Source organism: Kitasatospora sp. NPDC024654, from assembly GCF_055559155.1.
In genome coordinates this window covers 12,274-23,611 of sequence record NZ_JBVHLF010000054.1, presented here as the reverse complement: position 1 = coordinate 23,611, position 11,338 = coordinate 12,274, and the positions used below count along the sequence as shown (strand labels likewise).

Below are 11,338 nucleotides of genomic sequence, written 5' to 3'. Positions count from 1 at the left end.
TTTTTGTTTTTTGGGGTTTTCCTTTGGGACATTGCCGAACGCGCCCCCGTCTCTGTCCCCCCCCCGGCGCACAGAAGGGCCTTTCGCGCCCGGTTCCCCGCACCCCCCCTTCTGGCCTGATGATCAGACGATGGTGCCGGTGACCTCGCCGAAGCCGATCCGCACGCCGTCCGCGCCGGGCGCGGTGGCCCGCAGCGTGACGGTGTCGCCGTCCTCCAGGAAGGTCCGGGTCGAGCCGTCGGCCAGGGTGATCGGGTCCCGGCCGTTCCAGGTCAGCTCGATCAGCGAGCCGCGCTGGTCGGCGGCGGGGCCGGAGACCGTGCCGGAGCCGTACAGGTCGCCGGTGCGCAGCGAGGCACCGTTGACCGTCATGTGCGCCAGCATCTGGGCCGGTGACCAGTACATCCCGGCGTATGGCGGCTGGGAGACCAACTGCCCGTTGAGCTCCACCGACATCCGCAGGTCCAGGCCCCAGCCCTGCTTCTCGGCCAGGTAGGGCAGCGGCTCGGGCTGCTGCGCCGGGGTCGTCACCCGGGCGGCCTCCAGCGCGGCCAGCGGGACCACCCAGGGGGAGATCGAGGTCGCGAAGGACTTACCGAGGAACGGGCCGAGCGGTACGTACTCCCAGGCCTGGATGTCGCGGGCGCTCCAGTCGTTGAGCAGCACCGCGCCGAAGACGTGGTCGGCGAAGTCGTCCACGCCGACCGAATCGCCGAGCGCCGAGCCGGCGCCGACCACGAAGCCCATCTCGGCCTCGATGTCCAGCCGGACCGAGGGGCCGAAGACCGGCGCCGCGTCGCCGGGCGCCTTGCGCTGCCCGCTCGGGCGGCGGATCCCGGTGCCGGAGACCACCACCGTGCCGGCCCGGCCGTGGTAGCCCACCGGCAGGTGCTTCCAGTTCGGCAGCAGCGCCTCGCCGTCCGGCCGGAAGATCCGGCCGAGGTTGGTGGCGTGCTGCTCGGAGGCGTAGAAGTCGACGTAGTCGGCGACCTCGACGGGCAGGTGCAGGGTGACCTGGTCCAGCCGGTGCAGGTTGGCCTCCACCAGCGGGCGCTGCTCCTCGGTGCTGAGCAGGTTGGTCACCCGCTCGCGGACGTACGCCCACTCGCCCGGACCGCGGCGCAGGAAGCGGTTGAGCGAGCCGGTCGCGAGGTCGGCACCGAGCGGGGTGCCCGCCCAGATCGCCGACAGGTCGAGCACCTGCTCGCCGATCGCCACGCCGACCCGCGGACCGCCGCCGTGGCGCGGGGTGAAGACGCCGTAGGGGAGGTTCTGGATCGGGAAGTCGGAACCCTCGGGAACCGGTACCCAGGTCTGCAGGGTCACTTCGTCACACCGTCCTGCGGGCCGCGCCCGCTCCAACTCCACGCGTACTTGCCGTCATCGCTGGCCCGGCCGCCCTCGGCGATCTCCAGCGGGCGGAAGGTGTCCACCATCACCGCCAGCTCGTCGAAGAACTCCACTCCGATCGAGCGCTCGTAGGCGCCCGGCTGCGGGCCGTGCGAGTGGCCGCCGGGGTGCAGCGAGATCGAACCCTGGCCGATGCCGGAGCCCTTGCGGGCCTCGTAGTTCCCGCCGCAGTAGAACATCACCTCGTCGCTGTCCACGTTGGAGTGGTAGTACGGCACCGGGATGGACAGCGGGTGGTAGTCGACCTTGCGCGGCACGAAGTTGCAGATCACGAAGTTGTTGCCCTCGAAGACCTGGTGGGCCGGCGGGGGCTGGTGGACCCGGCCGGTGATCGGCTCGTAGTCACTGATGTTGAAGGCGTACGGGTAGAGGCAGCCGTCCCAGCCGACCACGTCGAACGGGTGGCTCGGCATCACGAAGACCGTGCCGGCCACGCCCTCGCTGCCCGGGCCGCGGTGCTTGACGTAGACCTCGGTGTCGCCCTCGGCCGTCACCAGCAGCGGGCCGACCGGGCCGCGCAGGTCGCGCTCGCAGAACGGCGCGTGCTCCAGCAGCTGGCCGTACTTGGAGAGGTAGCGCCGGGCCGGGGTGATGTGGCTGTTCGCCTCGATCGCGTAGAGCCGCAGCGGCTCGTCACCGGTCGGCACCCAGCGGTGCGTGGTGGACCGCGGCAGGATCACGTAGTCGCCCTGGCCGGCCTCGATGCTGCCGAACACGGTCTCCACCGTGCCGCTGCCGGACTCCACGTAGACGCACTCGTCGCCGATCGCGTTGCGGTAGAGCGGCGACGGCTGCCCGCAGGCGACGTAGGCGATCCGGACGTCGGCGTTGCTCAGGACCACCCGGCGGCCGCGCACGGCGTCGGTCTGCCGCCAGGAGTCGCCCGGGAAGAGCTCGTGCAGCTTGAAGTGCAGCGGCTTGAGCGGGTGGTTCGGTTCCGGCTTGCCCTCCGGCAGGGCCCACACCCGGCTGTCCACCAGGGCGGAGGGGATGGCGCGGTGGTAGAGCAGCGAGGAGTCCGACGAGAAGCCCTCCTCGCCCATCAGCTCCTCGTAGTAGAGGTCGCCGTCCTCGTTGCGGTGCTGTGTGTGCCTCTTCGGTGGCACCGTGCCGACGGTGCGGTAATAGGCCATCTGCGCCTCCTGAGCGACTGACCGCCCTGGACTGCGCCGGCCGGGGCGGGACCGCCCAGGGGGTGTTGGGCAGGTCAGCACCAATCCCAGGCCACCGGACGGGTGGTGTCAAGGACGGACCGGGAGGGCCAGGACGCGCGCAGGCAACTCTCCGGACACGTGGATGTAACGATCTCCGTCTTCTTGCAGAAACTTTCTGCAAGAGCTTTCATCAGCGGACTTGCCACTGTTACGTTCCTGCTCAGCTCGGACGGCGGCACTGGTGCGGCCGGCGCGAGGTGGCCAGTATCGCCCCTCCGTCCCCCCTCCGGGCACTCACCCCCACCTTCTTTTCCTAGGAGTTCTCATGCGACGTGGCATCGCGGCCTCCGCCCTCGTTGCGGCCCTCGCGGTCTCGCTGGCGGCCTGTGGCAGCAGCGGTTCCGGCTCGTCCGGTTCGGCCAACGGCCCGGTGACCATCACGTACTGGGACACCTCCAACGCCACCAACGAGGCGCCGAACTACCAGGCGCTGGCGCAGAAGTTCGAGGCCGCCAACCCGAACATCAAGGTGAACTTCGTCAACGTGCCGTTCGACTCGGCGCAGAACAAGCTGCAGACCGCGATGGGCAGCAAGGGCGCCCCCGACGTCTTCCGCTCCGACGTCGGCTGGACCGCCGGCTTCGCCCAGCAGGGCTTCCTCGCCCCGCTGGACGGCACCCCCGCGCTGCCGGACCCGTCCGCCTTCCGGCCGAACCTGATCAAGCAGGCGCAGTACCAGGGCAAGACCTACGGGGTCCCGCAGGTGACCGACACCCTCGGCCTCCTCTACAACAAGGCGCTCTTCAGCCAGGCCGGTATCACCACCCCACCCACCACCTGGGACGAGCTGAAGGCCGACGCCGCCACCATCAAGTCCAAGACCGGCGTGGACGGTTTCGAGATGCGCGCGGGTGACGGTTACTACGCGATGCCGCTCTTCTTCGGCGAGGGCACCGACCTGGTGGACACCCCCGACAAGAAGATCACCATCACCTCGCCGGCCGCGGTCAAGGCGGTCGAGACCTACCAGTCCCTGTTCACCTCGCCCGGCACCGTCAAGCCGGACGTGACCTCGGACTCCTACGCGCACATGATGGACGCCTTCAACAACGGCAAGGTCGCGGCGATCATCAACGGTCCCTGGGAGATCACCAACATCTACCAGGGCTCGGCCTTCAGCAACAAGGCCAACCTCGGCATCGCGCCCGTCCCGGCCGGCTCCACCGGCAAGGCCGGCGCCCCGACCGGTGGCGCCAACCTGGAGGTCTACGCCGGCTCGGACGCCGCCCACCAGGCCGCCGCCGAGAAGTTCGTCGCCTTCATGACCTCCGCCGAGAGCCAGACCTTCATCGCGGAGAAGAACGACACCCTGCCGACCCGGCCCGACGCCTACACCTCCGACGTCACCGCCAACCTCGGCATCGCCGGCTTCCAGGCGATCCTGCCGGACGCCCAGCCGCGCCCCGAACTTCCCGAGTACGCCTCGCTGTTCACCTCCAGCGGGATCAACCTCGGCAAGATCGTGCAGGGTCAGGAGAGCGTGCAGGACGGCCTGAACGCCATCGCGGCCGACTACGCCAAGCTGCTGCCGAACTTCAGCAAGTAGCACCCGTGACCGGACCTGGCGCCGGCCAGGTCCCCCGCCGAACGGCCCGTCCACATCGGGCCGTTCGGCGGACCCGTCCGGCCGTACCTCCCCGCAAGTCTCCCGAGAAGGTGTCATCGATGGCAGTCGCCGTGCAGGGCCAACCGCGCGACCGCAACCGCGGTCCGCTGCAGCGCATCCGGCAGTCGTACAGCAGGTACTGGTACGCCTACGCCATGGCCGCGCCGGTGGTCGTCGTGCTCGGGGTGCTGGTGGCCTACCCGCTGGCGCGCGGCTTCTACCTGACCCTGACCGACGCCACCAACCTCAACGTCGGGCACACCGTCGGGTTCAACCACATCCCCGACAGCTTCAAGTTCGTCGGCTTCCAGAACTACGCCGACATCCTCTGGGGCCCCGACTCCTACGACCGGTTCTGGTCGCACTTCGTCTGGACCGTCGTCTGGACCGTGCTCTGCGTCGCCCTGCACTACAGCATCGGGCTGGGCCTGGCCATGCTGCTGAACCGGAAGCTGCGCGGGCGGACCTTCTACCGGCTGATGCTGATCGTGCCCTGGGCCGTGCCGACCTTCGTCACGGTCTTCTCCTGGCGGCTGATGCTCTCCGACGGCGGCCTGGTCAACAGCGCGCTCGGCGTCCTGCACCTGCCGCAACCCGGTTGGCTGGAGCAGCCGTTGGCGGAGAAGGCGGCGGCCATCCTGGTCAACACCTGGTGCGGGGTGCCGTTCATGATGGTCACCCTGCTGGGCGGCCTGCAGTCGATCCCGGCCGAGCTCTACGAGGCCGCCGAGATGGACGGCGCCACCGCCTGGCAGCGGTTCCGGCACGTCACGCTCCCGGGGCTGCGCTCGGTCAGCAGCACGGTCATCCTGCTCGGCGTGATCTGGACCTTCAACCAGTTCGTGATCATCTTCCTGCTGTTCGGCCAGAACGCCACCGACGTGCAGATCCTGGTCACCTGGGCCTACCAGCTGGGCTTCGGCCAACAGCCGCGCGACTACGCCCAGTCGGCGAGCTACGGCATCATCCTGCTCTCCATCCTGATCGTCTTCACGGCCTTCTATCAGCGGTGGCTGAAGCGTAACGACCAGGCCGTCATGTGACGGTCCGTCAGACCGTCTCAGGGCAACCCGAACCACGCCGGCACGGAAGGCAGGCCACCCGATGAGCAGCACCACCGTCCCCACTCCGCAGAGCACCCCCGCGCGTCCCGAACGGGCCGGCCGGGCGGCCGCCCCGCGCCCGGTCCGCCGCCGCGGCGAGAGCAGCCGCACCGCCTCGGTGCTCTCGCACACCGCCCTGACCGTCGCGAGCCTGGTCGCGGTCTTCCCGGTGCTCTGGCTCTGCTACATCGCGCTGGGTCCGAACGAGACGGACTACCTGCACCCGGGCGGGATCCTCGGCAAGGCCACCCTCGCCAACTTCGGCAAGGTGCTCGGCCAGACCGACTTCTTCCAGTGGTTCCTCAACTCGCTGATCGTGGCCGGCGGCACCTGTGTCTTCGGGGTGGCGATCGCCGCCAGCACCGGCTACGCGGTCTCCCGGATGAGGTTCCCCGGCCTGCGCCCGCTGATGTGGTCGCTGCTGGTGACCCAGATGTTCCCGATCGCGGTGCTGATCGTGCCGATGTACTACCTGATGGCCAACCTCGGCCTGCTGGACAGCTACGGCGGCCTGATCCTGGTCTACGCGAGCACCGCCGTGCCGTACTGCGCCTGGCTGCTCAAGGGCTACTTCGACACCATCCCGGTGGAGATCGACGAGGCCGGCCGGGTCGACGGGCTCAGCCCGTTCGGCACCTTCTGGCGGCTGGTGCTGCCGCTGGCCCGCCCGGGCCTGGCGGTCGCCGCCTTCTACACCTTCCTGACCTGTTGGGCCGAGGTGCCGTTCGCCTCCACCTTCATGCTCAGCTCCGACAAGTACACCCTGGCGGTGGGCCTGACCACCTTCGTCAGCCAGCACGACAGCCAGTGGAACCTGATGGCGGCCACCTCGGTGCTGATCGCGCTGCCCGCCTCGGCCTTCTTCTACCTGGTCCAGAAGCACCTGGTCACCGGTCTCACCGCCGGTGCCGCCAAGTCCTGACGAACTCTCAGCTCCGCCAAGTAATCTGCCTGTTGCCGCGAACCGGCCGCCCCGACCCCGGCGGCCGGGACGACACCGAACCCCCCGAGGGAAGACCGATGACCCAGAACCTGGCCGACGCCTCCCGGCCCGCCGCCGCGGCCGACGCGCCCGCCGCCACCGCGGCCACCGCGAACGGTGGTGCACCCAGAGGCTGGTGGCGGGACGCGGTGATCTACCAGGTCTATCCGCGCAGCTTCGCCGACGCCAACGGTGACGGCATGGGCGACCTGCCGGGTGTCCGCAGCCGGCTGCCCTACCTTCGCGATCTGGGCGTCGATGCGGTCTGGCTGTCGCCGTTCTACGCCTCCCCGCAGGCCGACGCCGGCTACGACGTGGCCGACTACCGTGCGGTGGACCCGATGTTCGGCACCCTGCTGGACGCCGACGGCCTGATCCGCGACGCCCACCGGCTTGGCCTGCGGATCATCGTCGACCTGGTCCCCAACCACTCCTCGGACCAGCACGAGTGGTTCCAGCGCGCGCTGCGCGAGGGGCCCGGCTCGGCGCTGCGCGACCGTTACCACTTCCGCCCCGGCAAGGGCGTGAACGGTGAACTGCCGCCCAACGACTGGGAGTCCATCTTCGGCGGCCCGGCCTGGACCCGCAGCGCGAACCCGGACGGCACCCCGGGCGACTGGTACCTGCACCTGTTCGCCCCCGAGCAGCCCGACTTCAACTGGGAGCACCCGGCGGTCGCCGACGAGTTCCGCTCGATCCTGCGGTTCTGGCTCGACATGGGCGTGGATGGCTTCCGGGTCGACGTCGCGCACGGCCTGGTGAAGGCCCCTGGCCTGCCCGACCTCGGCGGCCACGACCAGCTCAAGCTGCTCGGCAACGACGTGATGCCGTTCTTCGACCAGGACGGCGTGCACGAGATCTACCGCAGCTGGCGCCGGATCCTCGACGAGTACCCGGGCGAGCGGATCGCGGTCGCCGAGGCGTGGACCCCGACCGTCCAGCGCACCGCCAACTACGTCCGTCCCGACGAGCTGCACCAGGCCTTCAACTTCCAGTACCTGAGCACCGCCTGGGAGGCCACCGCGCTGCGCGAGGTGATCGACGTCTCGCTGGAGTCGATGCGCCCGGTCGGCGCCCCCACCACCTGGGTGCTCTCCAACCACGACGTCACCCGGCACGCCACCCGCTTCGCCAACCCGCCCGGCGGCACCCAGATCCGCACCTCCGGCGACCGGGCCCTCGGCCTGCGCCGGGCCCGCGCCGCCAGCCTGCTGATGCTCGCGCTGCCCGGCTCGGCCTACCTCTACCAGGGCGAGGAGCTCGGCCTGCCGGACGTCACCGACCTGCCCGACGAGGTCCGCCAGGACCCGTCCTTCTTCCGCGCCAGCGGCCAGGACGGCTTCCGGGACGGCTGCCGGGTCCCGCTGCCGTGGTCCGGCCAGCGCGCCCCCTACGGCTTCGGCCCCACCGAGGGCGGCCCCAGCTGGCTGCCGCAGCCCGCCGAGTGGGCCGGGCTCAGCGTCGAGGCGCAGGCCGGCGACCCGACCTCCACCCTGGAGCTCTACCGCAGCGCGCTGGCCGTGCGCCGCGAGCACCCCGCGCTCGGCGCGGGTACCGAGGTCGAGTGGCTGGACGCGCCGCAGGGCGTGCTCGCCTTCCGTCGCGAGGTGCCGCGAGGAGCGTTCGTCTGCACCGCCAACACCACCGGCGAGCCGGTCCGGATACCGGCGCCCGGCCGGCTGCTGCTCTCCTCCGCGGAGACCGTGGTGGTGGACGGCGAGACCGTGCTGCCGGCCGACAGCACCGCCTGGTGGGCGGTCTGACATGGTTGCAATAGGCTCTGGGCTCGTGACTACGGCGCGACTCTCCGACATCGCGGCGCAGGCGGGGGTCAGCGAGGCCACCGTATCCCGCGTCCTCAACGGCAAGGCAGGTGTCTCCGCGACCACGCGGCAGACCGTGCTGGCCGCGCTCGACGTGCTCGGATACGAGCGGCCGACCCGGCTCCGCCAGCGCAGCGCCGGTCTGATCGGCCTGATCACCCCGGAGCTGAGCAACCCGATCTTCCCGGCACTGGCCCAGGTGATCGAACAGGTGCTCAGCCGGCACGGCTACACGCCGGTGCTGTGCACCCAGACGCCGGGCGGAGCCACCGAGGACGAACTGGTGGAGATGCTGGTCGAGCGGGGAGTCGCGGGCATCGTCTTCGTCTCCGGCCTGCACGCCGACTCCACCGCCGACCACCAGCGCTACGCCCGGCTCGCCGGCCGGCAGGTCCCGTTCGTGCTGATCAACGGCTACAGCGAGAAGATCTCCGCGCCGTTCATCTCGCCGGACGACCGGGCCGCGATGCGGATGGCCGTCCAGCACCTGGCCGAACTCGGCCACGAGCGGATCGGGTTGGCGGTCGGCCAGCGCCGGTACGTGCCGGTGCTGCGCAAGATCGAGGGCTTCACGGCGGCTCTGCAGTCGGTCCTCGGCCACAGCGCCGAGCAGGCCGCGGAGCTGGTGCACCACACCCTGTTCAGTGTGGAGGGCGGCCACTCGGCGGCCGGCGCGCTGCTGGACCGCGGCTGCACGGCGATCGTCTGCGGCAGTGACCTGATGGCGCTGGGCGCGATCCGCGCGGTGCGCCAGCGCGGGCTGACCGTGCCGGGCGACATCTCGGTGGTGGGCTTCGACGACTCGCCGCTGATGGCGTTCACCGAGCCGCCGCTGACCACGATCCGCCAGCCGGTCGAGGCGATGGCCACCGCGGCGGTGGACGCGCTGCTGGAGGAGGTCGGGGGGAACCCCGGGCAGCGCGCCGAGTTCATGTTCCAGCCGGAGCTGGTCATGCGCGGCTCCACCGGGGCGAATCCGCACCGGGGGGAGTGAGGCCGGCCGCGCGGTCCTGACAGAGCGCGCGCCCGGTCCGGGGCGGGTGACCACCTGGTCACCCGCCCTTTCAGCGGCTCCGCGAACGCCGGATGGCGGGCGCCCCTCCCGGGCACCCGCCATCCGGCGTCGCTGCTGCTCGCGAACTCCTGGTACTGCTGCCTACCGACGATCGCGCGGAGGTCAGACCCGGCCGGCGAAGTTCGGCGTGTAGTTGGCGATGGTCTCGTACTTGACGCCCGCCGACGGGTTGGCCGCCTCGACGTACTTGCCGTCGCCGATGTACAGCGCGACGTGGTAGACGCCCGAGTCGCTGCCGTTGTTCGACCAGAAGAGCAGGTCGCCCGGCTGCAGGCTGTTCATCGAGACCGGGGTGCTGGCGGAGGCCTGGGCGGCGGCGGTGCGCGGGATGGAGATCCCGGCCGCGGCCATCGCGGCCTGGGTCAGGCCGGAGCAGTCCCAACCGCCGTTGCCGGTGCCGCCGTAGACGTAGGCCTGGCCGACCTTGGACTCGGCGAAGGCGATCGCGGTGGCCATCGCGCCGGAGGCCGGAGCGGCCGGGGCCGGGGTGCTGGTCGCCGGGGCGGGCTGGGCCGGGGCCGGGGTGGCCGGGGCCGGGGTGGCCGGGGCCGGGGTGGCGGCGGCCGGAGCCGTCGCGGTGGAGCCCAGCGACAGGTGCTGGCCCGGGAAGATGGCGTTCGGACCCTGGGTCAGCACCGACTTGTTGATGGCGTACAGCTTCTGCCAGCCGCCGGCCACGTTGTGCTTGGTGGCGATGGAGGACAGCCAGTCGCCGGCCACCACGGTGTAGTCGCCCTGGGTCGCCGAGCCGGTGCTGCCGGCCTGGGCGGCCGGGGCCGGCGCGGGGGTGGCGGAGGTGTTCGACGCGGTGCTGGTCGAGGCGGCGCCGGAGGGATTGATCTGCGGGGCGGGGCCGCCCTGGGTCAGGCCGGCCTTCGGGCCGCACACCGGCCAGGCGCCCGGGCCCTGCGAGGCCAGCACCTTCTCGGCGATGGCGATCTGCTGGTCCTCGGTGGCCTGGTTGGCCTGCGCGGCGTACTGGGTGCCGCCGTACGCGGCCCAGGTGGAGGCGGAGAACTGCAGACCGCCGTAGTAGCCGTTGCCGGTGTTGATGCTCCAGTCGCCGCCGCTCTCGCACTGGGCGACCTTGTCCCAGGTGCTGACCGTGGCGGCCGACGCGGTGGTGGCGGTGATGCAGGGAAGGCTCAGACCGATACCGACGAGGCCGGTCGCGGCGATCACGCGGCGGACGCGGGTGGAGCGGTTCGTACCAGAAGTGGGCAGCATGAAGTTGCGTTTCCTCTCCTACGCCTACGAGGTGAGCTGTCGGATTCGGGCTGGAGTTGCCCGGCCGTCCGCTCGGATTTCTCCGGCGGTCGGCTTCACCCCTAGCCCCGGTATCCGGTCCGAAGACCGTTCCGGGGCGGCAAACCTGGTTCCCCCGCTCCTGCCTCGGCGTCGTCTGCGACGGCCAGCCCGTCCGGTGGCAGGATTCGGCGTCCGGCGGGATGGGTCCGTGTGACCACGAACGGGGAGCACGTTAACCAGACTTAAATTCGATTAGCAAACAGCTGTGGCGCCGGTCACAGTGGCCGTCGGAGTCTTTCAAGATCCGCTTCGGAGATCAACTGAAAGGGTGTCGGCGGCCATTGTCGAGGTCCTTTGATCGAATTCTGCGAATCCGCCCGGCAGTGTGCGGAATTGCCTCCCCCTCAGCGGATCGGAAGGCTGACGCCGTGTCCGTGCGGAGGTTTGTCGGCGCGCGGTCAGAGCCGGCGCGGTGTACCGCACGCCACATCCGTGCGGCGGGGCCGGGGGTCCGGACCCGGCGGTCCGGGTGGATGAACTGGCGGAGAATTAAAAATTCCTATGACGTTCGCCCAGCGGACACTTGAGTCCTGTTACGGCCTCCGCCGGGCGATTCGGTCGCTCCTGTGGCAGGTGCGGGCAAATCGGACACATCATCTCCAACTGCCGTGCCAGCGCCGGGCCGTCCCGGCCGCTCTGGAGCCGCTGACGGCCGCCGGTCGGCCGGATGCCCGCGTCCTCGGTCCGCGCCCCGCCACGGGCCCCTGGGCGGGCCGGTGGGGGCACGGAACGGCCCTGGGGGGGGGGGGGGGGGGGGGGAGGGGGGGGGGGGGGGGGGGGGGGGGGAGGGGGGGGGGGGGGGGGGGGGGGGGGGGCG

At 70.9% G+C, this 11,338-nt stretch carries 8 protein-coding genes and 1 riboswitch; of the genes, 5 read left to right on the top strand and 3 right to left on the bottom strand.

Annotation, left to right across the window (positions count from 1 at the left end; all coding sequences use genetic code 11):
* Positions 1-123 precede the first annotated feature (123 nt).
* Positions 124-1,326, bottom strand: a complete 1,203-nt coding sequence (gene fahA / locus ACZ38L_RS26700) for a fumarylacetoacetase (protein ID WP_465697896.1) — start codon at positions 1,324-1,326, stop codon at positions 124-126.
* On the bottom strand, positions 1,323-2,543 hold the full coding sequence (locus ACZ38L_RS26695) for a cupin domain-containing protein (RefSeq protein WP_465697894.1): 1,221 nt from the start codon (positions 2,541-2,543) through the stop codon (positions 1,323-1,325). Before ACZ38L_RS26695 ends, fahA begins: the two co-directional genes overlap by 4 nt.
* Before the next feature lie 346 nt (positions 2,544-2,889).
* Here ACZ38L_RS26695 and ACZ38L_RS26690 point away from each other — a divergent pair, with 346 nt between their 5' ends.
* The 5 genes from ACZ38L_RS26690 to ACZ38L_RS26670 all read left to right on the top strand — a co-directional run bounded on the left by ACZ38L_RS26690 (position 2,890) and on the right by ACZ38L_RS26670 (position 9,132).
* Positions 2,890-4,170, top strand: a complete 1,281-nt coding sequence (locus ACZ38L_RS26690; protein ID WP_465697892.1) for an extracellular solute-binding protein — start codon at positions 2,890-2,892, stop codon at positions 4,168-4,170.
* Positions 4,171-4,289: 119 nt separating this feature from the next.
* Positions 4,290-5,273 (top strand): carbohydrate ABC transporter permease, encoded by a 984-nt coding sequence (locus ACZ38L_RS26685; protein WP_465697890.1) that lies wholly within the window; start codon positions 4,290-4,292, stop codon positions 5,271-5,273.
* Between the two features lie 61 nt (positions 5,274-5,334).
* Complete coding sequence (locus ACZ38L_RS26680; protein WP_465697888.1) at positions 5,335-6,255, top strand: sugar ABC transporter permease; 921 nt, start codon at positions 5,335-5,337, stop codon at positions 6,253-6,255.
* A gap of 98 nt (positions 6,256-6,353) precedes the next feature.
* Positions 6,354-8,078 carry a glycoside hydrolase family 13 protein gene (locus tag ACZ38L_RS26675; protein ID WP_465697886.1) on the top strand — a complete coding sequence of 575 codons (1,725 nt, stop codon included), beginning with the start codon at positions 6,354-6,356 and terminating at the stop codon, positions 8,076-8,078.
* A gap of 1 nt (position 8,079) precedes the next feature.
* Positions 8,080-9,132: a LacI family DNA-binding transcriptional regulator gene (locus ACZ38L_RS26670; protein WP_465697884.1), complete on the top strand. Its 1,053-nt coding sequence runs from the start codon at positions 8,080-8,082 to the stop codon at positions 9,130-9,132.
* A gap of 183 nt (positions 9,133-9,315) precedes the next feature.
* Here the strand turns inward: ACZ38L_RS26670 and ACZ38L_RS26665 are convergent, their stop codons facing one another.
* Entirely contained in the window at positions 9,316-10,440 is a 1,125-nt protein-coding gene (locus ACZ38L_RS26665; protein WP_465697882.1) for a transglycosylase family protein, read from the bottom strand.
* A gap of 6 nt (positions 10,441-10,446) precedes the next feature.
* A riboswitch (cyclic di-AMP (ydaO/yuaA leader) is annotated at positions 10,447-10,621 on the bottom strand.
* Positions 10,622-11,338 lie beyond the last annotated feature (717 nt).

Coding starts and splice junctions, on each gene's coding strand:
- ACZ38L_RS26665 (WP_465697882.1), bottom strand. CDS start 10,440: ATGCTGCCCACTTCTGGTACGAACCGCTCCACCCGCGTCCGCCGCGTG.
- ACZ38L_RS26690 (WP_465697892.1), top strand. CDS start 2,890: ATGCGACGTGGCATCGCGGCCTCCGCCCTCGTTGCGGCCCTCGCGGTC.
- ACZ38L_RS26680 (WP_465697888.1), top strand. CDS start 5,335: ATGAGCAGCACCACCGTCCCCACTCCGCAGAGCACCCCCGCGCGTCCC.
- ACZ38L_RS26695 (WP_465697894.1), bottom strand. CDS start 2,543: ATGGCCTATTACCGCACCGTCGGCACGGTGCCACCGAAGAGGCACACA.
- ACZ38L_RS26685 (WP_465697890.1), top strand. CDS start 4,290: ATGGCAGTCGCCGTGCAGGGCCAACCGCGCGACCGCAACCGCGGTCCG.
- ACZ38L_RS26675 (WP_465697886.1), top strand. CDS start 6,354: ATGACCCAGAACCTGGCCGACGCCTCCCGGCCCGCCGCCGCGGCCGAC.
- ACZ38L_RS26670 (WP_465697884.1), top strand. CDS start 8,080: ATGGTTGCAATAGGCTCTGGGCTCGTGACTACGGCGCGACTCTCCGAC.